The sequence below is a fragment of the Flavobacterium sp. LM5 genome, from assembly GCF_002017945.1.
Lineage (GTDB): Bacteria > Bacteroidota > Bacteroidia > Flavobacteriales > Flavobacteriaceae > Flavobacterium > Flavobacterium succinicans.
Genome location: NZ_MUFX01000004.1, coordinates 272,417 through 296,685 on the forward strand (window position 1 = coordinate 272,417; position 24,269 = coordinate 296,685).

The window sequence follows — 24,269 nt, forward strand, 5'->3', positions numbered from 1 at the left end:
TAACAATAATACTTACTCATATGTCAAAACAATTCTCCGATTTAGGGCTTTCAGCACCCATTGTAAAAGCGATTACCGAAAGGGGAATTGTTATACCAACTGAAATTCAAGCAAAGATTATTCCTCTAGCATTAAGCAACAAAACAGATCTTGTTGGAATTGCCAAAACAGGTACAGGGAAAACTGCCGCTTTTGGCTTACCCATTTTGAATTTAATTGACAGCTCAAAGCAATCGATTCAAGCAGTAATTTTAGTGCCCACGAGAGAATTAGGGAATCAAATTTTTGAAAATTTAACCGAATTTTCAAAATATCAACCAGAAGTTTCAATAGCAGTGACCTGTGGAGGAGTCCCAATCAAACCTCAAGTAGAGCGTTTGTTACAACCTACACATATTATCATTGCAACTCCTGGAAGACTTATCGACTTAATTGAGCGTAAAGCAATCAACTTAGCTCATACTACATTTTTGGTATTGGACGAAGCAGATGAAATGGTTTCAGTACTAAAAGACAGTATTGATACTATTATTGCCGAATTACCAAAAAATCGTCAAACTTTTTTGTTTACCGCAACATTACCCGGAACTATAAAACAGCTTATTCAAAATTACCTAAATAAAAATGTTGTTCAAGTTAGTGCCAACATGGAAACCATGGGTAATCAAGGCATTGATCACCATTACATAGTGGTTGATCCCATTGAAAAGTTAGATGTTTTGATGCATTTTTTAAATACTAAAGAAGGGGAGCGCGGTATCATTTTTTGTAAAACTAAAGCTGCCGTAAATAAATTGGCTAAGAATCTGGCGATCAATAAATTTTCGTCTGGAGCATTGCATGGTAGTTTATCGCAAGGAATACGTGATCGAATTATGGATCAATTCCGCCAAGGACATATTAATATACTGATTGCAACCGATTTGGCCGCGCGTGGCATTGATGTAGCAGCTATTTCATATGTAGTAAATTATCATCTACCTGATACTTATGAAGCCTATGTACACCGAAGTGGACGAACCGCTAGAGCTGGAGCCAAAGGATTATCATTGACCGTTTTACAACCAGAAGAAGAAGTTGAAATTACTAATTTTGAAAAAGAGTTAGGCATTCAATTTTCTAAATATCAAAAACCTTCGTCAACTAGTATTGAAGAAAATAATGCTTTTTTGTGGGCAAAACAGATTTTTAAAACAAAGCCAAATCACGAATTGGACACTGAGTTTAAAACTAAAATAAAAACAATTTTTCATCATTTAACCAAAGAAGAATTGATTGAGAAACTAATTGCAAATTATTGGGCACAAAACAAAGTGGATATTCAAGAAAAGCCAGTTAAAAAATTTAAAGGCTAAATATTTTTTTTAACTTATATTTTTAAAGTGCAATCATTTGTAATGAATGATTGTATTTTTTTAAAGATTATAATTTACAAAAATATACTTAGTTTTAATACAGTTCAAAAACAAGTATTTTCTATTGTCATCTTTTGAACTATAATTTATATTATGTAAAATAGAAAAATGTAAAATTGAAACTATTTAAATAATAATTACAATATACAGATTACATACCGATTTAGTATTTTTAAAACTTAAGCAAAAAAAAACCTTCAGTCAAAGGTGTTTTACTTTTATTTTGAGAATATTATTTTACTTCAAATCATATAATCAAATTTTCCCAAGCTAATTCAATTCTAGTTTTCAAAATTCTATATTCTAATTTTTCTATTAGTTTATCTGATTTTTGATTATCAACCGTTACGCGTAATTGGTAACAAAAGTTGTAGCATCGTTTGCACCCGCTCGCCAAACTTGTTCAAACGGCACTAAAGCTCCCCAAATAGCACGTCCTTTAACCGAAGGACTTCCGTATTTAATAGTAATAGTAGCGCCATTAATGTTGCCTGTTACTGATTCTGCAAGACTTCCTGTTTTTGTTTGTGACCAACCAATTACACTTATTAAAAAGAAGAAAAATAATACTAATTTTTTTGAGTTTGCTTTCATGTTTTTTTTAGTTAAATTTAGTAGTTAAAAGTACTTTAAGTCTAGCTATATTTGTAAATAAAACTCATTTTTTAAGAAATAATTTTGATATTTGTAAATCAATGAGTTAACCATTACTTTTAAGTATAACTAATTTAATTATTTTTTTTATACGACCTTAAATCTTACTTTTTATTATGAATACAGTGGCTGAACGTATTGCTGATTTTCTTAAAGAATATCCACCCTTCAACAACTTAACTTTTGCTGAGCTTTCTGAAATTGCAATAAACATTCGAGTTATCTATCTTGAAAAGCATCAAACATTATTTCAAATTAATGATATTCTTCACGACTGTTTTTACGTAATTGCATCTGGAACCGTTAATTTGTCTGTTATTTCTGATGCAGAAGAAACGCTTTTACACAAATGCAATCAAGGTGATATTTTTGGCTTACGTCCTTTTTTTGCTAAAAATAATTACATGATGACCGCAAAAGCTCGTGAGGAAAGCATCGTGTACGCTATTCCAATTGCCGTATTTAGGCCTTTTGTGAGCAATAATTCAATGGTTTTGAATTTTTTATTAGAAAGTTTTGCCGCCACCTCAAGATTTTCTAACGATAAAGATAAATATGGGAATGCGATGATTTCTGATAATGTTTTTTTTCCAGAACAACAATCTGAAATTCAATATTTCCAATCACTTTCATATAATACTTCACCGTTAACCACTACTTCCAAAACAGTCATTAAAGATATCGCTCAAATAATGACAGAAGAAGTTGTGAACAATGTTTTAATTTGTGAAAAAAACTATCCAATTGGCATTGTAACGGATCAAGATATGCGATCCAAAGTGGCAACTGGACGCTATTTGATTACGGATACTGTTGATAAAATTATGGATTCACCAGTAATTCCGGTAGTTGAAAGTATTTCATTGGCAGAAGCTCAATTACTAATGCTAAAACATAATGTTACGCATTTATGTGTTACGCTTGATGGTACTACGCAATCTGTAGTTAAAGGAATTATATCCGAACATGACTTGATTATTGCACAAGCAAGCAATCCTGGAGTAATGATCAAAGAAATTAAGCGATCTTTAACTTCCAAAGATTTAAAACAAATCCGTGAACGATTGACCGATTTGATTCAAAATGCAATTAATAAGAATATTCCCCTTTATCACGTAGCTAATATTGCCAGTGAGATCAATTTAGCAATTATAAAAAGAAGTGTAGAATTGTCTATATTAGATATGGGCTCCCCTCCTGCTCGTTTTGCTTGGTTTAGTATTGGGAGTCAAGGGCGTAAGGAGCAATTATTGTTTACAGATCAAGACAGTATGTTGATTTTTGAAGATGTACCAGCCGATCAATATCGTAATGTCAAAGATTATTTTATTAAATTAGCCAAAAGAACAACATCAACATTAGAAAAAGTAGGCTATCCTGTTTGTCCAGAAAACCATATGGCTGGCAATTTGCAATGGAGTAAATCATTATCAGATTGGATCAAACAATTCAATAGTTGGATGAATACTCCTGGAGAAAACAGTAACAATATGAGTAGTATATTCTTCGATTATGAGTTGGTTTTTGGAGACGACAAGTTAGAGGAAGCTATTGGAAATGTAGTTTTGCAAAACGCAAAAAACAATACCTTATTTTTTGACTTTCTCGGAAACCATGTTTTAAAAAATAATACTCCGCTTACTTTTTTCAAGAAATTCATTTTAGAGGAAGACGCTATCAATCGTAATAAATTTGATATTAAAACACGTGCACTAATGCCGTTAATTGATGGAGCTCGATTATTTGCTTTATATTTCAATTTGAAAGGAATAAACAATACCTATCTCAGATATAAGCAATTGGCCATTGTCGATCCAAATAATGAAGAGATTTATTTGAATTGTGCGGATGCTTTTATTACATTGTCTAAAATTAGAACTAATGAAGGGTTAAAAAATGATGACTCTGGACAATACATACCGGTAACCGAAATGTCAAAATTGGATAAGGACAAATTAAAAATGGCTTTACAGCCAATGAAAGATTTAGAAGAATTAATTAAAGGCAAATTTAAACTTACACAATTTTCATAGTATGCTAGATTGGCTTAAAAATATAAATAAAGATTTTCCGGATTTTTGGAAAAAATATTTGGAGAAATTTGAATCAAAACCAGATAAAATCATTGTGTTTTCAACTGAAACTTCAGGAATGAACTCCAACAAAGATGTGATTTTATCTATTGGCTCCTTTCAAATCGAAGAGTCAAGTATCGCTATAGGCCAAAGCTTTGAGGCAGTTTTACTACAATACAAATATTTTCATGATAATGGACTATCCAATGAATTTATTGTGGATAGCAAAATGAAAAAATTGGTCGAAATGGATGCTATTCAGATGTTTGTGGATTTCATTGGAAATGCTATTTTAATTGGGCATCATGTTGATTTTGATGTCGAAATGATTAATGCATCTCTAGAAAAACTAGGCTGTGGACGATTGAAAAATCAGGCACTTGATGTTGATGTAATGTATCGAAAGATTAATGACATTACAGACAAACAATTTTCATTAGATGAACTCTGTAGCATTTATAAAATTCCAAAAAGTGACAGACATTCTTCATCAGAAGACGCTTTTAGAATTGCGCTTTTATTTTTAAAATTAAAAAATAAATTAGACTTGAAGTTTTAATCTTCTAACATTATTCCATTGCAAAATTGTCGATGATGCATAATAGCAACTAACTTTTGTTCGTGAGTAATAAAATGTAATCAGTAAGAAACACTATTGTTTTTATGAATGAATTCTTGTCGTGCAATACTTTTAATTTTCAAAAACAGCTCTTTTTCAGCTAACTACTTGTATAGATACGCTGCGGATTTAATTCCGTTTTTAATTATAAAATGGATTATTAATTGCTACAATACCTTCAAAAGTATTTGAAGGATGGCAAACGATGCGTTTTGGCTATCATTTTGTAGGATTTAATTTTTCTTCAATTATCTCGAGAGCCGCCTTCACATTGGTCATTCGTTCCATTGAAGTATTATCGATCACAATGTCGAATTTTTCTTCAATATCTAGAACAATATCGACTAAGTTGGAGGAATTTATATTTAGATCTCTGATAAAATCTGTTTCCTCTGACAAGGACTCTAACATTTCTGCATTTTGAACATAGGGCAAAATTATATTCTTAAGCTGTTCTATTTTGTTTTCGTTGTAAGTTGACATTAATGGTTTTAGTTATTAGTTAGACTTCCATTTCTTGAAAATGATACAAGCATTTACATCTCCAAATCCAAAACTGGCTTTAGCAATATACTCCATTTTTTTGTTTAGTGCAACAGTTGGTATTTTTGAGGGATCAATCCATTGTGTGATTTCTGGATGCAAATCTTCGCAATTGCAATTGGGGAAAATGAAATCATCATATAATTGTAAGACGGTAGCAACACTTTCAATACTTCCTGCTCCAGAAAGACAGTGCCCTACCATTGATTTTAAAGAATTGATATAAGGAAAATCTTTTCCTTGTAATTGTAATGCCTTACACCAATTTTCAATTTCAAATGAGTCTTTACTTGTGGCTGTTACGTGTCCATTAATCGCATCCAGTGCTGAGGCATTAATTTCTGCATTAAGCAATGCGTCTGTAATGCATTTTTGAACAGCTACTCCATTAGGTGCCGTCATAGAGCCATTCCCTTTTTGACCACCCGAATTACAATTCCCTCCAATTATTTCAGCATAAATTGTGGCACCTCTAGCAATAGCTGTATCCAAATCCTCAATAACCAACGCACCTGCCCCACTACTCGGAACAAAACCGGAAGCTGAAGACGAAAAAGGTCTTGAAGCCTGCGTTGGCGTTGCATTATGTTTATATGTACAAACTTTTAAAGCATCGAATCCTCCCCAAATATAAGGTCCCGAATCACTGGTACTTCCCACCAACATGCGCTTGGACAAGCCTGACTTTATTCTTTCAAATCCCATTAAAATGCTTTCGGTTCCTGTAGTACAGGCCGATGAATTTGTAGTGACTTGATTTCCTAAACCTAATTTTCCACCCAAATAAGCGCTAACACCGCTATTCATGGTTTGTGCCACGGTAGTGCTTCCTAATCGACGGGTTTGCAAGTCGTCAATTTTGTATATACTTTCCCTAAATTTTTCAATTCCTGAAGTTCCTGTTCCAAAGATAGTTCCGCTGTTCCAGTCGGGTGATGTATCGTTTTTAATACTTAAACCTGCATTTTTCCAAGCTTCCATGCCTGCAATAACACCATATAAAATACCTGTTGCTTTAAAATTTTTCAGTTCAAGTGCCGTAAAATATTCTAGAGCCAAAGCTTCAGAAATAGTTGGCTTACCTGAAACTTGACACGAAAAAGCTAATTGTTCTAATTCGGGATCAAACGCAATACCTGAAATCCCATTTTTTATAGCATGTGCAAAAGCTGAAACCCCTACTCCATTTGGAGCAACTACGCCTAAACCTGTAATTACAACTCTTTTTTTCATGTTATGCTATTTTTTATTTCATCATTCCTGCTAAAAAACCTTTGCAAACCACTTCCTTTTTTTCATTTTCCATCCAAACTTTACATTTTAGTTTTCCAAATCTAAAATACACTTTTTCTGAATACACCGTAACTTTTTCATTTGGAAAAACAGGTTTTAAAAAATTGATTTCACTTGATGTTAAAGTAATTAGGATCCCTTCATTAAACTTATCATTTAATAAAAAAATACCCAAACAGACTAATCCAATTTGAGCCATCGTTTCGGTTAAAATAACACCTGGCGTTACAGGTCGATCTTTAAAATGACCTTGATAAAAATCCAAATTTTCATCATACCTATAAGTACCAACCACTCTATTCTCATCAATAAAAAGAAGCGAATCCACAAACAAGAAAGGCTTTGTATACGGTAAACCAGCAATAATTTTTTGCATAAAGTAGGTATTTAAAATTCTAAAAGAATGCGTTGAGCCGAAAAACCTGGGCCAAAACTTAACATTAAACCTTTAGATCCTTTTATGGGTTGCTGTTTCAGAATTTCCTCTAAAACAAACAAGACCGTTACACTAGACATGTTGCCATACAATCGCAAGATTTTTTTAGTAGCCTCAATATTTTTACCCAATCCTTCAAAAAGAGCTTCTACTGTTTGAATGATTTTTTTTCCGCCGGGATGAAAAATTAAATGATCAATGGCTGAAATAGTGAGATCATTTTTCTTTAGAAAAGGATGAATGATCGCTGGAAAATGTGCTGCTATTGTTTCGGGGACTTTAGGATCTAATACCATTTGTAGCCCAGAAGGCATTAATTCAAAGCCCATCATATCAATAGCATCATAAAAATGATACATTTCTTCTCCAATAATAGTTGAACCTTCGGCCTCAGCTTCTGAAGACAACAAAACACAGGCAGCACCATCACCAAAAATGGCAGCACTCACAATATTAGCCATGGAAAAATCGTCTAATAAAAAAGTCGCGGTTGGGCTTTCAACAGCAATAACTGCAGCTTTTTTTCCTGGATTTGCTTTTAGAAAATTTTTGGCATAAATAATACCTGAAATTCCAGCTGCACAACCCATTTCGGTAACGGGTAAACGAACAACATCAGATCTCATTTTTAATCGATTAATCAGATACGCATCAAGTGAAGGAATCATTATTCCGGTACAACTTACAGTGATAATAAAATCAATATCGGTTGCTAACCAGTTCACATTTTCTAGCGCTTTTAGCAATACTTTTTCACCCAATTGAATGACTTCGCGCTTGTAAATTGCATTACGCTCCGCAAATGAAGTTTGTGTAAAAACCTCCATCGGATCCATAATAGAATAGCGTTTATCTACTTCGGCGCCTTCGAATATCTTTTTTACTTTTCGAATAAATCGATCGTCTTGACCCTCTAGCCAAGTGTCTAAAAAAGGAATAATTTCATGCGTTGCCTTTGAAAAATCGGGCAATTGTTTGGCTACTGTGCAAATCTTAACTTTCATAATTTTGAAATTATCCATTGATATCTAAAAGCCCATTTCCATCTCACACTAAAGTGTTTTGGATGTATTATTTTTGAGAATGCGAACAATTCTTCTTTTTTAAACCCTCGTAATATTGAGGTTAAACCATCTTGTCGCGACATACGATTTAAACGAAAAACAAAACAAACAGCTTGAAACAACCTATACGCCAACGCGCTTCGATGCAAATCATTAATAACGATCCCTAAATTGGCATTAGCATATAACATTTGTAACAAAGTCACAATTTCAGCATCTTCAAAATGATGTAATGTTAAGGTACATAAAAAAATATCAGCTTTTTTTTGCTTAAAGGAGGAATCAAAAATGTTTTCGCAACTATAACGAATAGTATTGAAATTTTGTGATAATTGTGTAGCATGTGCAATGGTATAAGCATTAGCATCAATACCTATCAACTCAAAATGGAGCGCATTCTTCTTTCCAAAATTTGCAATGGTACGAAGCATATCACCGTTACCACAACCCAAATCAATAATCCGAATGGTTTTTGAAGGATCACAATTTTTCAATAGCTTTTCAATACCTGATACTGTTACGGAATTGCCTCCTAATAACTGATTTATTTTGGCAATTTTATCAAGTGCCTCTCTTAATTCGTCGCCCTCTAACGAAAAATCATCCATGATTTCCTCTGCAGAGGTACGATAAGTTGTTGGTACAAATACATTCATTTATGCTATAGGTTTTCCGTGAGTTTGTTTAATGATTTGTTGTAATAGAAAAGGGAAAATTTGCAAAATTTGAAGTACAATCAAAGTTAGTATTGGTTTTTCTAAAATTTTACTTAGCCATTTGCCAAATTGAAGTCTTTGTTTAAAAGTTGCATTCCATCGACTGGTATATTCCTGCTCGAAGACCAATCTGTTAGTAACACTGTTCCTTAAAAAATCTGTAGTGAGTTCGGAGGCAATTTTAGCACTATGAATCGCCATGGCCATTCCATTACCACATAAAGGATGGATGAGACCTGCAGCATCTCCAATCATTAACACATGATTCGACACAGCTTCTTTATCATCAAAAGAAAACTGACTAATGGTTAATGGCTTTTCAAAAACAGGAGTACAACTTTGCAAAATTGTTTTCAATTTTTCATTTTTAAAAAGGACTTCTTCCTGAAATGTAGCAATGTTTTTATATTTTTTAAAAGAAATAAAATTCGTGATATAACAGATGTTGATTACATCATTTTCGATTTTTGAAACACCACAATACCCACCTTTAAAATGGTACAATCCAACCATATTATTTTTAAAAACACCAGTGTAGTGATTTTTTACGGCTAACCAAGGTGCTTCTTTATGGATAAATTGCCGATCCATCTTGTAATCTAAATTGGCTTTTTTTCCAAAAGCACCAAGCACAACAGTAGCATGAATAGTTTTTTTTTGTGCTGTCTCTATAGTAAACACTTCATTATCAAAAGAACAATTTTCTACTTTATCTTTCAGGATTGTACAGCCGTTTGAAAGGGCTTTTTTATACAAAAGAAAATCCAAAGTATAGCGACTAATACCAAATCCACCTAGAGGCAAGGGCTGTGTTACGCTTTTACCTATTAATGTTGAAAACTCAAAATGATCAATTGAAGATGGATTGGCCTCTTTGAAAGGAACGTCAAGAAATTCAAGATAACTTTTGACTTCATTCGAAACATACTCACCACAAACTTTATGCTTGGGAAAGTCGTTTTTTTCAATAATCATTACCGAAATACCGTTTCGAGATAATTGTATTCCTGCCGTTAATCCAGCTAGACCAGCACCTATTATTACTACTTCTTTTTTCATGATATGAGTAAATGTAATCAATTGTTTTTACATAAATACCAATAATAAGAATCAAGCGTAAAATAGTAAGTACTTTCAAAATAGAAGTAATTTCACTAAACAAAAAAAACTGCTTTTGTGTTTCAAAAAGCAGTTTTTGACAATAAAAACAAGTTTATTTATATTGTATTTATCTTAATCTCATCAATAATTTCAGGATTTAGTAATGAAGAAGTATCACCAAAATCAGAAAAATCACTTGCCGCAATTTGGCGTAATATTCGTCGCATAATTTTACCAGATCGTGTTTTGGGTAATCCCGAAACAAACTGAATTTTATCGAGCTTAGCTATAGGACCAATATGATCCGTAATAATTTGATTGATCTCTTTAGTCACATTATCACGATCTCTGTATTCACCACTTTCTTTTAAAATCACAAATCCAAGTAATGCATTTCCTTTAATTTCATGTGGAAAACCTACAATTGCCGATTCTGCTACTGCTGGATGTTCATTTATAGCATCTTCTATAGGAGCTGTATCTAAATTATGCCCTGAAACAATTACTACATCATCTACTCTACCCGTAATTCTGTAATACCCCACTTCATCTCGTAAAGCGCCATCACCTGTAAAATATTTCCCTTGAAAGGTAGAAAAATAGGTGTTGATATAGCGTTGGTGATCTCCCCAGATGGTCCTAGCAATTCCAGGCCATGGAAATTTTATACACAAACTTCCAACCACTTGATTACCTTGAATTTCATTTCCTTTTTCATCCATTAATACTGGTTGAATCCCTGGCAAAGGTAATGTAGCGTAGGTAGGTTTGGTAGGTGTAACGAAAGAAATCGGGGCAATCATAATACCTCCTGTTTCAGTTTGCCACCACGTGTCAACAATTGGACAACGTTTATCACCCACATGATCATTAAACCAATGCCAAGCCTCTTCGTTGATGGGTTCACCTACGGATCCAATAACTTTTAAAGACTTCAATGGAAAACGTTGCACATAATCTAAACTTTCTTTAGCTAAAGAACGGATCGCTGTAGGAGCAGTATAAAACTGAGTGATTTTATGTTTTTCAATGGTTTCCCAAAAACGACTAAAATCTGGATACGAAGGCGTTCCTTCAAAAATAACGGTTGTACCTCCATTTAATAAAGGACCATATAACGAATAGGAATGTCCTGTAATCCATCCTAAATCTGCGGTACACCAAAAAATATCATTTTCATCGTGATTGAAAACATTTTTATAAGTATAAGAAGTATATACCATATACCCTGCAGTTGTATGCACCATTCCTTTTGGTTTTCCTGTAACTCCTGACGTATAAAGTATAAACAATGGGTCTTCAGCATCCATGATTTCTGCCACATTATTATCCGAAGCGTTATCCAAAAGCGGCTGCAACCATTGATCTCTTCCAGGTTTCATTTCAATTTGGGTTTCGGTACGTTGGGCCACCAAAACACTTTCTACCGAAGGAGAATTTTCTAATGCATCATCAATAATACTTTTTAGTTCAATGGTTTTATTTCCTCTAAAACCACCGTTGGCAGTAATCACCATTTTACAAGTACTATCGTTGATTCTAGCCGCTACGGCAGAAGCAGAATAACCCGCAAAAATAACAGAATGAACTGCTCCAATTCTAGCACACGCTAGCATTGAAATAGCTAGTTCAGGAATCATTGGCAAATAAATACAAACTCGATCTCCTTTTGTAATCCCTTGTTCTCTAAGAACATTGGCCATTTTACAAACTCTTTGATGTAACTCGTTATAAGTGATAAACTGCGAAGCTTCATCAGGATTATTAGGTTCAAAAATAATTGCATTTTTATTGCCTCTTTTGGCTAAATGCCTATCGATTGAATTTTTTGTAATATTTACTTTAGCATCAGTAAACCATTTTACTTCTGCAGTAGCCATATTAAAATCAACAACTTTATCCCAATATTGATACCAAGTAAAATTTTCTTCTGCAATTTTGCCCCAAAATTTTCTTGGTTCACGAACAGATTTATTGTAATGCTTGAAATATTGTTCTAAATTTTCGATTTTGAAATAACTCATTTTTTTTAATTTTATCTAGTATTCAAATATAGTAAATCCTTTTTTGAACTTTACAATTGAAAATATAATATTTAGCAAGGATTCCTATTTATACTGTTAAATTTCATATAAAAAAAGCCATGCTATTTAAGCATGGCTTTGTTGGTTTGACACTATTTTAGTCAAAACATTTATTGAAAAAATTACATTCACTCAACTTTATCGAAAGTTAAGTGAATCCGATTGCTATTGACCAGTGCAATGAAAAATAACTAATTCAAATAAAAGAATATTGCATTGATTTGTGTTCATCAGCACACTATTAGATAGTATGGTAATTCTTAATTTAACCTATTTTTTTCATTGCCGTCATAGATTCACGTAGCCAAGCACCTACTTCTTCAATTGGATGTTGACGAATGGTGTTGTTTACAGCAATCAAAACCGCATTATCTACTTGGTTTGAGGTCGAAAATGGTTTTCCGATTACGTTAGTATCAATGCTTTTCATAAAATCTACCAATAATGGTTTACAAGCATGATCAAATAAATAGCAACCATATTCAGCGGTATCCGAAATGATTCGGTTCATTTCATACAGTTTCTTTCTGGCCACGGTATTAGCGATTAATGGTAATTCGTGTAAGGATTCATAATAAGCAGATTCTTCGATAATTCCAGATTCTGTCATCGTTTCGAAAGCCAATTCCACTCCCGCTTTTACCATCGCAATCATTAAAACACCATGATCAAAATATTCTTGCTCTGAAATTGGAGCTTCAGTTGGTGCAGTTTTCTCAAAATTAGTTTCGGCAGTCGCCGCTCTCCATGACAATAAATTGATATCATCATTGGCCCAATCAATCATCATATTTTTTGAGAATTCACCCGAAATGATATCGTCCATATGTTTTTGGAATAAAGGACGCATAATATCTTTTAGCTCATCAGCCAATTCATAGGCTTCAATTTTTGAAGGATTATCTAAACGATCCATCATATTGGTAATACCTCCATGTTTTAATGCTTCCGTGATGGTTTCCCAACCGTATTGAATCAATTTTGAAGCATAACTTGGCTCGATTCCTTTTTCAACCATTTTGTCAAAACACAAAATAGAACCCGTTTGTAGCATACCGCACAAAATAGTTTGCTCTCCCATCAAATCAGATTTTACTTCAGCAACAAAAGAAGATTTCAAAACACCAGCTCTATGACCACCTGTAGCTACTGCATAGGCTTTGGCTTGCTCTAAACCTAATCCGTTTGGATCGTTTTCTGGGTGTACCGCAATTAAGGTTGGCACTCCAAAACCTCTTTTGTACTCTTCACGAACTTCAGAGCCTGGACATTTTGGCGCACACATAATTACAGTAATATCTTTACGAATTTGCATACCTTCTTCAACAATATTAAAACCGTGTGAGTAGGCCAAAGTCGCTCCTTCTTTCATCAATGGCATGATGGCGTCTACAACTGCAGTATGTTGCTTATCAGGAGTTAAATTACAAACAAGATCAGCACTTGGGATCAATTCTTCATAGGTTCCTACTGTAAAACCATTATCTGCTGCGTTCATGTAAGAAGCTCTTTTTTGAACAATTGCCTCAGCGCGTAAAGCATAAGAAATATCTAAACCTGAATCTCTCATGTTCAAACCTTGATTTAGTCCTTGAGCTCCACAACCTACAATGACTACTTTTTTTCCTGCCAAAGCTGTTATTCCATTTGCAAATTCAGATTGATCCATGAATTCGCAAACGCCTAATTGTTCTAATTGTAATCTAAGTGGTAATGAATTGAAATAATTTGCCATTTTTTTTATTGTTAAATGATTTTTTAATTTTTTTATAATGTTTATTGGGTTGTGAATCACAAATTTTCTAATAATGAAGAAATTTCCATTTTTGCTTTTGAAACCGAAATTCTGCCAGAACGCACAAATTGCATAATACCAAAAGGTTTTAGGCTATTGTACAAATCTACTATTTCGGAATGTTTTCCGGATTTAGAAATCACAAAGAAGTCTCTTGATACGGTAACAATTTGTGAATTACTCTCTTTTATGATGTTTTGAATTTGTCGTTCATCAAACAGCAAACTTGATTCTATTTTGAAAATTGCACTTTCTAAGAAAATTGTTTCTTCGTCAATATGATAAAAAGCCTTGATGACCTCAATCTGTTTCTCAATTTGACCTACAATATTTTGTACCCATTTTTCGGTGGTGTTTACTACGATAATGAAACGCGAAACATTTTCTATTTCGGATTCGGAAACGTTTAAACTCAAAATATTAATATGTCGTTTTAGGAATATTCCTGAAATTCGGTTCAATAAGCCTACGTTGTTTTCTGAATATACAGAAATCGTGAATGTTTTATTTTCCATAACAATTAACTTAGTCTGATATCTGATACTGATGCTCCAGTAGGAATCATCGGAAACACGTTATTTTCTTTTTCTACCATTACTTCCAAGAAATAAGCTTCTTTTGAAGCCAACATTTCAGCCACGGCAGCATCCAAATCTTCTCGTTTGGTTACCTTTTTGGCTTTGATGTAATATCCTTCAGCGATGGCAACAAAGTTAGGATTGATCATTTCCGTTGAGGCATAACGTTTGTCAAAAAACAGTTGTTGCCATTGACGTACCATTCCCAAAAATTCATTGTTCAATACCACTATTTTTACTGGTACTTGGGTCTGGAAAATCGTTCCTAATTCTTGAATGGTCATCTGAAACCCTCCATCACCAATTATAGCTACCACTTCGCGATCTGGACGCCCCATTTTGGCGCCAATAGCGGCGGGTAAAGCAAATCCCATGGTACCTAATCCTCCCGAAGTAATATTGCTTTTGGACTGATTAAATTTAGAATATCTACAAGTAAACATCTGGTGTTGACCCACATCCGAAACCATAATAGCATCTCCTTTAGAATGCTTGTTAATCATCTCGATCGTTTCTCCCATTGAAATCCCTTCTCCTTTTGGAGCTAACTCCTCATCGATCACACTTTCTAACTCAATTCTATATTTTTCTTTGAATTCATTATGCCAAGCTTCATGTGTATTTTTGTTTACCAATGGTATCAAGGCAGCTAAAGATTCTTTGACATCTGCCAAAACTGCCACATCGGTTTTTACATTTTTATCGACCTCGGCAGGATCAATTTCAAAGTGAATAATTTTGGCTTGTTTGGCATAGGTAGCTAAATTACCAGTTACGCGATCATCAAAACGCATACCGATGGCAATTAAAACATCGCATTCATTCGTTAAAACATTGGGACCATAATTACCATGCATGCCAAGCATCCCAACATTTAAAGGATGATCTGTAGGTAACGCAGAAAGCCCTAAAATGGTCCAAGCCGCTGGTATTCCAGTTTTTTCAATCAAATCTTTTAGCAATTGCTCTGCCTCACCTAAAATAACCCCTTGACCAAAAACGATATACGGCTTTTTTGCTGTATTAATTAAGGCGGCGGCTTCAGCTACTTTTTTGTGATCCAAAACAGGTTTTGGAAAGTAACTGCGAACTCCTTTACATTTGGTATAACTAAAATCTAATTCATCAAACTGAGCGTTTTTGGTAATATCTACCAAAACAGGTCCAGGTCGACCCGAACGAGCGATATAAAAAGCTCTTGCTATTATTTCCGGAATTTCTGTGGCCTCAGTTACTTGGTAATTCCATTTGGTTACTGGAGTTGAAATACCAATAATATCTGTTTCTTGAAAAGCATCAGAACCTAGTAAATGTTTCCCAACCTGTCCTGTAATACAAACCATCGGCGTGGAATCAATTTGAGCGTCTGCAATTCCAGTGATTAAATTTGTAGCTCCTGGACCTGAAGTAGCAATAGCTACTCCTACTTTTCCAGTGGCTCTGGCATAACCTTGTGCGGCGTGAGTAGCACCTTGTTCATGTCGTACCAAAACATGATGCAATTGGTCTTGGAATTTATATAATTCATCATAAACAGGCATTATGGCGCCTCCTGGGTATCCATAAACGATATCAACTCCTTCTTCAAGAAGGCATTTGATGATGGCTTCAGCTCCTGTTATTCTATTTGTTTCCATGAGTATTTATTTTTAAATGAAATCTCTTTCATTTTCGTATCATTCTTATTATTTATCCGTTACACAACCTGTTGAAGCACTCGAAACGGCTCTTGCGTATTTAAGTAAAACTCCTTTCGTAACTTTTAATGGAGGTTGTACCCAATTGGCTTTACGTCTTGCGAATTCTTCATCAGAAATTTTAAGGTTAATCGTGTTCTTGACGGCGTCAATGCTAATTACGTCTCCCTCTTCAATTAAAGCAATTCCACCACCATCATAAGCTTCTGGAGTGATATGACCTACCACAAAACCATGAGAACCACCCGAGAATCTACCGTCTGTAATTAAAGCTACAGAATTTCCTAATCCTGCTCCCATTATGGCAGATGTTGGTTTCAACATCTCAGGCATACCTGGACCTCCTTTAGGCCCACAATAGCGAATAACGACAACATTTCCTGGTTTTACTTTTCCAGCTTCGATACCCGGAATTACTTCAAATTCACTTTCAAAAACTACGGCTGTACCTTCAAAATACTCTCCTTCTTTTCCGCTAATTTTGGCTACACAACCTTCTTCAGCAAGATTTCCGTACAAAATTTGAATATTCCCGGTAGGTTTTAAGGCACGTTGAATATCGTGTATCACTTCTTGACCATCATTCAGATCTGGAAGGTTGGCTAAATTTTCAGCAATTGTTTTTCCAGTAACAGTCATACAATCTCCATGAATTAAACTGTTTTTTAATAAATATTTCAATACTGCTGGAACACCACCCACATGATGAAGATTTTCCATCATATATTTTCCACTAGGTTTTAAATCGGCTAACATTGGCGTTTTATCACTAATATCTTGAAAATCTTTCAAGGTGATTTCAATATCAACCGAATGTGCCATTGCAATTAAATGCATTACCGCATTGGTTGATCCTCCCAAAACAGCTACAATTGTAATTGCATTTTCAAAAGCTTTTCGAGTCATGATATCTCTTGGCTTGATGTCTTTTTCAAGTAACAAGCGGATGTATTTTCCAGCATCCAAACATTCATTTCTTTTTTGTTCACTCAAAGCTGGGTTAGAAGAACTATAAGGCAAACTCATTCCTAATGCTTCAATAGCCGAAGCCATAGTATTGGCGGTATACATTCCTCCACAAGCTCCTGGACCAGGGCAAGAATTTTGAATTACCCCTTTAAAATCTTCTTCAGAAATAGTGTTTTGCAGTTTTTTACCTAAAGCTTCAAAAGCTGACACAATATTCAACTTCTCACCTTTCCATTCTCCTGAATGAATGGAACCACCATATACCATTATGGCTGGGCGGTTGACTCTTCCCATGGCAATTAAAGCTCCTGGCATGTTTTTATCACAACCTGGAATGGCAATCATAGCATCATACCATTGTGCTCCCATAACAGTCTCGATAGAATCAGCAATTACATCTCTGGAAACTAATGAATAACGCATACCATCAGTACCGTTAGAAATTCCGTCGCTAACCCCAATCGTATTAAAAATCAGTCCTACTAAATCGGCATCCCAAACGCCTTTTTTGACTTTTTTTGCTAAATCGTTTAAGTGCATGTTACAAGTATTCCCTTCGTAACCCATGCTTACAATTCCTACTTGTGCTTTATTTAAATCTTCCTCAGTTAATCCAATTCCGTACAACATGGCTTGGGCGGCAGGTTGTGTAATGTCTTGAGTAATTGTTTTACTGTATTTATTTAATTCCATTCTATTTTTTTATATTTTACTATTTATTATTTGTCTAAAAAAAAACCTTCCAAGATCATTGGAAGGTTTCAAAGAAATATGTTTTACATATGCCTATACCATTCCTCTTGCCTGCGTAATACTTACGATGACATTAATAATAGAGGTAATAATAAAGGTTTGTTTTTGCATTGTTTATCTATTGAAATCCAAAAATACTAAAAAATTGGAACAAATAAACAATGTATTTCTCTATTTATAATGTTTCTCTTGAAAAACTATACTATTGTTGAACGACCAATTTGTACAAAATCCTTCTTAAAGTACAAATCTTCTGCATCCATAATATAATTTGCGATAAAATCTCCGACTTCATTTGTGCCAAATCGTGAATCTACCTTTAAATCAACTGTGACGACTTGATTGCTTATGGCTGTTTCTACCGCCGCAATTACTTTTTTGGCTTCTTCAAATAATCCAAAATGTTCCAACAGCATGGCTACCGACAAAATGGATGCTATTGGATTAGCAATATTTTTATCTTTAGCCTCGGTATAGCAACCGTGAATAGGTTCAAATAACGAATGATAATCTCCTATAGAAGCAGATGCCATTAAGCCGATTGAACCCGAGATAACGCTTGCTTCATCTGAAAGAATATCACCAAACAAATTATCGGTCAATAAAACATCAAACTGTCTTGGATTCAAAATGATTTGCATGGCGGCATTGTCGACATACAAGAAATTCAATTCAACTTCAGGGTAATCCTTGGAAATTTCAGTAACTACTCTTCTCCAAAGACGAGAGGTTTCTAATACATTGGCTTTGTCGACTAATGTCACTTTCTTGCGTCTGGCTTGAGCTGCTTTAAAGGCCAAATGTGTAATTTTGGCAATTTCTACTTCTTCATATTCACATAAATCAGAAGCATAGGTTTCGGTTTCATTGGTTGACTTTTTCCCAAAATACAAACCTCCATTCAATTCTCTATACACTACAAAATCAGTTCCATCCAAAACTTCTTTTTTTATAGGTGAAGAATGCATTAAATGAGGATAGGCTTTTATGGGGCGGATGTTGGCATACAATCCTAATTCTTTTCTAAGCTTCAATAAACCTTGTTCAGGGCGAATTTTAGCTGATGGATCATTATCATACATAGGATCACCAATAGCACCAAAAAGGATACAATCGGTATTTCTACACAAATTTAAGGTTTGATCTGGAAGTGGTTTCCCTGTTTTTTCGATAGCGATGGCACCAATATAGGCATCTTCAAAAACAAATTCATGGTTAAAAACCACACCAATTGCATTTAACGCTTTTTTGGCCTGCAAGGTAACTTCTGGACCAATTCCATCTCCCGAAAGTACAGCTATTTTTAAATTCATAATTTTTGTTTTTAATGTTAAAAGAACCTATGCGGATTGAATGTTAATTTTACAAACTTCAATAATTTGATGAATATCCATATCTAGTACCTCTTTTTTAATATCGGCAAACTTTAAAAATTCTTGATACACTATATCCAATTGTACTTTGGTTAATTCATATCCAACTTTTTTGGCTCGATATGCTAAAGCGGCACGACCACTTCTTGCAGTCAAAATAATGGATGATTCATTGACACCAACATCTAAAGGATCCATAATTTCATACGTTGCTCTGTTTTTAATCACGCCATCTTGATGAATTCCTGAACTGTGAGCAAAAGCATTTGCACCAACAATTGCCTTATTAGGCTGAACAATCATCCCCATACTTTCAGAAACCAAACGGCTCATTTCATTCAATTGACGGGTATTGATATTGGTATCCAAATTCAAATAAGGATGTTGCTTGAACACCATCACCACTTCTTCTAATGCAGTATTCCCAGCTCTTTCTCCAATTCCATTAATGGTACATTCAATTTGTCTGGCTCCGTTGATGGCTCCCGAAATAGAATTGGCAGTAGCCATTCCTAAATCGTTGTGACAATGACAAGAAAGAATAACATTTTCAATGCCTTTGACATTCTCTTTTAAATATTTAATCTTTGCTCCATATTCTTCTGGCAAACAATAACCCGTGGTGTCAGGAATATTTAGAACAGTAGCACCTGATTTGATGACTTCTTCGCAGACTCGAGCTAAAAATTCATTGTCGGTACGACCGGCATCTTCTGCATAAAACTCTACATCTTCAACATAAGATTTTGCATGAGCAACAGCTGCTTTTGCTCTTTCGATTATATCCTCACGAGTCGTATTCAATTTATGAATCACATGCGAATCTGAAGTACCAATACCAGTGTGAATTCTAGGTTTTTTGGCATATTGTAAAGCCTGAGCGGCAACATCAATATCGTTTTTTACGGCGCGAGTTAGTCCACAAACCGTTGCATTCTTAACAATTTTACTTATTTCTGAAACAGATAAAAAATCACCTGGACTTGAAACAGGGAAACCTGCCTCAATGATATCTACACCCATTTCATCCAAACGGTTAGCTATAATCAATTTTTGTTTAGTATCTAGCTTGCATCCAGGAACTTGCTCTCCGTCTCGTAAGGTGGTGTCAAAAATTTGAACTTTCTCTCTATTCATTTTGATATATTTAATGTAATTTCACATCTCATAACAAAAATAGATTTAGGTATACAAGAATAAAAACCAATATATTCAAATATACTCTTCATAAAATCAACTAATAACCAACAACTTATTGATTTACAATACTTTAAGACATATTATTTTACAATGGCTAACCATCAAAAAGATTTTTTATTTGTATTAATTAAGTCCCTTTCAAAGTCCGAAAAACGTCAGTTTAAGATTTTCGCTAGTCGTTTAGAGACCAGTTCGAACACCAAATTCATAGAGCTTTTTAATATTCTAGACAAATCGGATACTTATGATGAGAAAATGATTTTAAAGAATGGACTTATCAAAAAAGTACAACTATCCAATCTTAAGTCTTATTTATACAAACAAATATTAGTTAGCATTCGATTAAATATTCCCAGTCAAAATGTGCGTTATCAATTAAGAGAGCAAATTGATTTTGCTGCCATTTTGTACAATAAGGGATTGTACAAACAAAGTTTGAAGATCCTCGACAAAACCAAAGCGATTGCCTTAGAAAATGACGAAAAATATATGGCTTTTGAAATTGTTGAGTTCGAAAAATTAATCGAATCACAATACATCACGCGCAGTATTCAAGGTCGTGCCGACGAATTAGTGATACAAGCCAAAGAATTAAATTACCGAAATACTATTTCAAGTAAATTGTCCAATCTATCTTTGCAGTTGTATGGAACAATGCTAAAGACCGGTTACGTAAAAAATGATCATGAGCACCAATATATTGACGATTATTTCTTAAAACACATTTCAAAATTAGACGAATCTAAATTTGGTTTTCGCGAAAAATATTGGTTTTACAATGCCAATTTATGGCGTAGTTTTTTGGTACAAGACTTCCTTTCGAGTTTTAAGTATTCCTTTAAATGGGTGACTTTATTCTATGACAACCCGAACATGATTTATTTGAATCCTGTTTTTTTCTTAAAAGGAAACAATTATTTATTGGAGTCGTTGTATATGCTAAAATACCAATCCAAATTCAAAAAATATTTAGGATTGCTTGAAGAAACGATTAAAGATCCTCGCTTTCCGGTGAATGACAATATTGCAAGTTTGTCTTTTTTATACTTATACAACAATAAGTTAAACTATCATATTCTTGAGGGAAGTTTTATCGAAAGTGAATATTTGATTCCAGAAGTGCTAAACAAGTTAAAAATCCACAATGATCATCTTGATGAGCATCACGAAATGCTGTTCTATTACAAATTTGCCTCCATCTATTTCGGTAACGAAAAATATGATAAATGTATTTGGTATTTGGAAAAAATCATCAACAATAAAAACTTGTCCATGAGAGAAGATTTGATGTGCTTTTCAAGATTATTGTGCATCATTGCGCATTACGAGGCTGGAAAAGATTTCCACATTGAAACTCAAATCAAGAATACGTATAAGTTTTTGATAAAAATGAACGACCTGCACGAAGTGCAAAAGGAAATCATTCGCTTTATGAAAAACTTGAATGCAATTTACCCCAGTGACATCAAAAAAGAGTTTATTAAAATGAAAGAACGTTTTGTTGCACTCGAAAAAAACACTTATGAAAAGAGAGCTTTCTTATATCTTGACATTATTTCGTGGCTGGAAAGCAAGATTGAGAATCGAAAAATTAGTGATATCATCAAAGAAAAAGCAAAACTAAATAACCGTTAATCAAAAGGAGATCAAATTATTATGATCTCCTTTTTTTATTGTCGTTCTTTTCTCCCTCTCAGAATATCCTCAAAAGTTGCGCATTGTACAAGTTCTGTTTCACCCTCCACTAACATCAAAAGCTTAATACTTTCCACGTCGGATAAATCTTCATTTAAATAAAAGGCCATATCATCCAATTTAAAAAACCATTCTTTATCATATTGCACTTTATGAATCGTGGCGTCTTGTATCAAAAGTTTTTCTTTTAAAGGTTTCATCATTGGTTATAGATTCAAAAATACACTATCGTTTAGCACAAAGGAACAAACAAAATTGCACAAAAAAAAGCCTCACATTGCTGTGAGGCTTTCTATATTCAAAAAATCAAGAAATTATTTTTTCTCTGATTTTTCCATTTTAGCTTTCAATGCAGCTAATACATCATTGTTATCTCCTAAAGTTGCAGCTGGCGCATTAGTAGAAGCAGATGAAGTATTTTCGGTTGCAGCTTTCACATTTTTCTCTTCTTCTTCACGGAAGATAGCAGTGTGAGAAGCAACTACTCTTTTGAATTCTTTGTTGAATTCAATTACTTTGAAATCTGCAGATTCACCTTTTTTCAATTTCTTACCGTCTTCTTTTTCAAGGTGACGAGTAGGAATGAAAGCAACGATATCATCTCCAAATTCTACAGTAGCTCCTTTGTCAACGATTTCAGAAATCTCACCATTGTGGATAGTTCCTACAGCGAATGAATCTTCGTATTGATCCCAAGGATTAGCAGTAGTTTGTTTGTGACCTAAAGATAATTTACGTCCATCAACATCTAATTCTAATACAACTACGTCTAATTTTTCACCAACATTTACAAATTCAGATGGGTGTTTAATTTTCTTAGTCCAAGAAAGATCAGAAATGTAGATTAATCCATCAATTCCTTCTTCTAATTCTACGAAAATACCAAAGTTTGTAAAGTTTCTAACAATACCTGTATGTTTAGAACCTACTGGGTATTTAGAAGTAATGTCAGTCCAAGGATCTTGAGACAATTGTTTGATACCTAATGACATTTTACGGTCATCTCTATCCAAAGTTAAAATAACTCCTTCAACGATATCTCCTACTTTTACGAAATCTTGAGCAGAACGTAAGTGAGTAGACCATGACATTTCAGAAACGTGGATTAAACCTTCAACGCCTTCAGCTACTTCAATGAAAGCACCGTAGTCAGCGATAACTACTACTTTACCTTTCACTTTGTCACCAACTGCTAAGTTAGCATCTAAAGCATCCCATGGGTGAGCGTTTAATTGTTTCAATCCTAATTGAATTCTTGTTTTCTCATCATCGAAATCAAGGATTACAACGTTTAATTTTTGGTCTAATTCCAGCACTTCACTTGGGTGGTTGATTCTACTCCAAGAAAGGTCAGTAATGTGAATTAATCCATCAACACCACCTAAGTCAATAAACACACCATAAGAAGTAATGTTTTTAACAACACCTTCTAATACTTGTCCTTTTTGTAATTGACCGATTATTTCTTTTTTCTGTACTTCAATATCCGCTTCAATAAGCGCTTTGTGAGATACTACAACATTTTTGAATTCGTGGTTGATTTTTACCACTTTGAATTCCATGTTTTTGTTTACGTATACATCGTAATCTCTAATTGGTTTAACATCAATTTGAGATCCTGGTAAGAATGCTTCAATTCCGAAAACATCAACGATCATACCACCTTTAGTTCTGCATTTTACAAAACCAGTAACGATTTCACCTGTTTCGTTTGCAGCAATAACTCTATCCCAAGATTTAATAGTACGGGCTTTTCTGTGAGATAATACCAATTGACCTGTTTTATCCTCACGGATGTCAATTAATACTTCTACTTTGTCACCTACTTTTAAAGCTGGGTTGTAACGGAATTCATTTAATGAAATAACACCTTCCGATTTAGCGTTGATATCAACGATAACGTCTCTATCTGTAATTCTAACAACTACTCCTTCAACTACTTCTTCTTGATCTGTAGCGATGAAAGTTTTTGATACTAGTTCTTCGAATTCTAATAAGTTTTTCTCATCTACTGCATCGATACCTTCTTCGAAGTTATGCCAGTTAAAATTTGCTAAAAACTCTTCTTGTGATTTTAATTGTTCAGACATGCTGATAAAAAATTTGTATTCTGTTTATCTTGAGTTTCTTAAAGTGAGAGAAAAAACAGAAGTTGTTTTACATAAATAGTTGATACCTAAAGGAAACTCTTATTCACCAAAAGGTGTGC

General features: G+C 34.0%; 20 protein-coding genes. 4 read left to right on the top strand and 16 right to left on the bottom strand.

Annotated features, from left to right (window positions below):
* Positions 1-20: 20 nt before the first annotated feature.
* Positions 21-1,355: a DEAD/DEAH box helicase gene (locus BXU11_RS13400; protein WP_078212883.1), complete on the top strand. Its 1,335-nt coding sequence runs from the start codon at positions 21-23 to the stop codon at positions 1,353-1,355.
* 405 nt (positions 1,356-1,760) lie between these two features.
* Here BXU11_RS13400 and BXU11_RS13405 read toward each other — a convergent pair whose 3' ends face one another.
* Entirely contained in the window at positions 1,761-2,009 is a 249-nt protein-coding gene (locus BXU11_RS13405; protein WP_139363507.1) for a DUF2911 domain-containing protein, read from the bottom strand.
* Between the two features lie 176 nt (positions 2,010-2,185).
* Between BXU11_RS13405 and BXU11_RS13410 the strand changes: the two genes are divergently transcribed.
* Positions 2,186-4,102, top strand: a complete 1,917-nt coding sequence (locus BXU11_RS13410) for a DUF294 nucleotidyltransferase-like domain-containing protein (protein ID WP_024981814.1) — start codon at positions 2,186-2,188, stop codon at positions 4,100-4,102.
* A gap of 1 nt (position 4,103) precedes the next feature.
* Complete coding sequence (locus tag BXU11_RS13415) at positions 4,104-4,703, top strand: 3'-5' exonuclease (RefSeq protein ID WP_078212884.1); 600 nt, start codon at positions 4,104-4,106, stop codon at positions 4,701-4,703.
* A 279-nt stretch (positions 4,704-4,982) separates the two neighbouring features.
* On the opposite strand, the gene BXU11_RS13420 is transcribed toward BXU11_RS13415, so the two are convergent.
* The 13 genes from BXU11_RS13420 to BXU11_RS13480 form a co-directional block, all read right to left on the bottom strand.
* Complete coding sequence (locus BXU11_RS13420) at positions 4,983-5,246, bottom strand: acyl carrier protein (protein WP_024981816.1); 264 nt, start codon at positions 5,244-5,246, stop codon at positions 4,983-4,985.
* 15 nt (positions 5,247-5,261) lie between these two features.
* Positions 5,262-6,539: a beta-ketoacyl synthase gene (locus BXU11_RS13425; protein WP_078212885.1), complete on the bottom strand. Its 1,278-nt coding sequence runs from the start codon at positions 6,537-6,539 to the stop codon at positions 5,262-5,264.
* A gap of 13 nt (positions 6,540-6,552) precedes the next feature.
* On the bottom strand, positions 6,553-6,975 hold the full coding sequence (locus BXU11_RS13430; protein WP_078212886.1) for a 3-hydroxyacyl-ACP dehydratase FabZ family protein: 423 nt from the start codon (positions 6,973-6,975) through the stop codon (positions 6,553-6,555).
* Positions 6,976-6,986: 11 nt separating this feature from the next.
* The gene (locus BXU11_RS13435) at positions 6,987-8,039 is read right to left on the bottom strand and encodes a type III polyketide synthase (RefSeq protein ID WP_078212959.1); all 1,053 of its coding nucleotides are present in this window, start codon (positions 8,037-8,039) and stop codon (positions 6,987-6,989) included.
* A complete protein-coding gene (locus BXU11_RS13440; protein ID WP_078212887.1) occupies positions 8,036-8,755 on the bottom strand; it encodes a methyltransferase domain-containing protein in 720 nt (239 codons plus the stop codon). The genes BXU11_RS13435 and BXU11_RS13440 overlap by 4 nt, the downstream gene beginning before the upstream one ends.
* A complete protein-coding gene (locus BXU11_RS13445) occupies positions 8,756-9,874 on the bottom strand; it encodes an NAD(P)/FAD-dependent oxidoreductase (RefSeq protein WP_139363508.1) in 1,119 nt (372 codons plus the stop codon).
* Positions 9,875-10,032: 158 nt separating this feature from the next.
* Positions 10,033-11,940 (bottom strand): acetate--CoA ligase, encoded by a 1,908-nt coding sequence (gene acs, locus BXU11_RS13450; RefSeq protein ID WP_078212888.1) that lies wholly within the window; start codon positions 11,938-11,940, stop codon positions 10,033-10,035.
* Positions 11,941-12,265: 325 nt separating this feature from the next.
* Positions 12,266-13,735, bottom strand: a complete 1,470-nt coding sequence (ilvC, locus tag BXU11_RS13455) for a ketol-acid reductoisomerase (protein ID WP_078212889.1) — start codon at positions 13,733-13,735, stop codon at positions 12,266-12,268.
* Between the two features lie 56 nt (positions 13,736-13,791).
* Entirely contained in the window at positions 13,792-14,310 is a 519-nt protein-coding gene (gene ilvN / locus BXU11_RS13460; RefSeq protein WP_024981824.1) for an acetolactate synthase small subunit, read from the bottom strand.
* A 5-nt stretch (positions 14,311-14,315) separates the two neighbouring features.
* Entirely contained in the window at positions 14,316-16,010 is a 1,695-nt protein-coding gene (gene ilvB / locus BXU11_RS13465) for a biosynthetic-type acetolactate synthase large subunit (protein WP_078212890.1), read from the bottom strand.
* Between the two features lie 48 nt (positions 16,011-16,058).
* A complete protein-coding gene (gene ilvD / locus BXU11_RS13470; RefSeq protein ID WP_078212891.1) occupies positions 16,059-17,732 on the bottom strand; it encodes a dihydroxy-acid dehydratase in 1,674 nt (557 codons plus the stop codon).
* A 257-nt stretch (positions 17,733-17,989) separates the two neighbouring features.
* A complete protein-coding gene (leuB, locus tag BXU11_RS13475; protein ID WP_078212892.1) occupies positions 17,990-19,105 on the bottom strand; it encodes a 3-isopropylmalate dehydrogenase in 1,116 nt (371 codons plus the stop codon).
* Positions 19,106-19,132: 27 nt separating this feature from the next.
* Positions 19,133-20,302 carry a 2-isopropylmalate synthase gene (locus BXU11_RS13480; RefSeq protein WP_024981828.1) on the bottom strand — a complete coding sequence of 390 codons (1,170 nt, stop codon included), beginning with the start codon at positions 20,300-20,302 and terminating at the stop codon, positions 19,133-19,135.
* A 153-nt stretch (positions 20,303-20,455) separates the two neighbouring features.
* Between BXU11_RS13480 and BXU11_RS13485 the strand changes: the two genes are divergently transcribed.
* Positions 20,456-22,000, top strand: a complete 1,545-nt coding sequence (locus BXU11_RS13485; RefSeq protein ID WP_024981829.1) for a hypothetical protein — start codon at positions 20,456-20,458, stop codon at positions 21,998-22,000.
* 35 nt (positions 22,001-22,035) lie between these two features.
* Here BXU11_RS13485 and BXU11_RS13490 read toward each other — a convergent pair whose 3' ends face one another.
* Both BXU11_RS13490 and rpsA read right to left on the bottom strand, forming a co-directional pair.
* Positions 22,036-22,263, bottom strand: a complete 228-nt coding sequence (locus BXU11_RS13490; protein ID WP_024981830.1) for a hypothetical protein — start codon at positions 22,261-22,263, stop codon at positions 22,036-22,038.
* A 111-nt stretch (positions 22,264-22,374) separates the two neighbouring features.
* Positions 22,375-24,150 carry a 30S ribosomal protein S1 gene (gene rpsA, locus BXU11_RS13495; protein WP_078212893.1) on the bottom strand — a complete coding sequence of 592 codons (1,776 nt, stop codon included), beginning with the start codon at positions 24,148-24,150 and terminating at the stop codon, positions 22,375-22,377.
* Between the last annotated feature and the right edge of the window lie 119 nt (positions 24,151-24,269).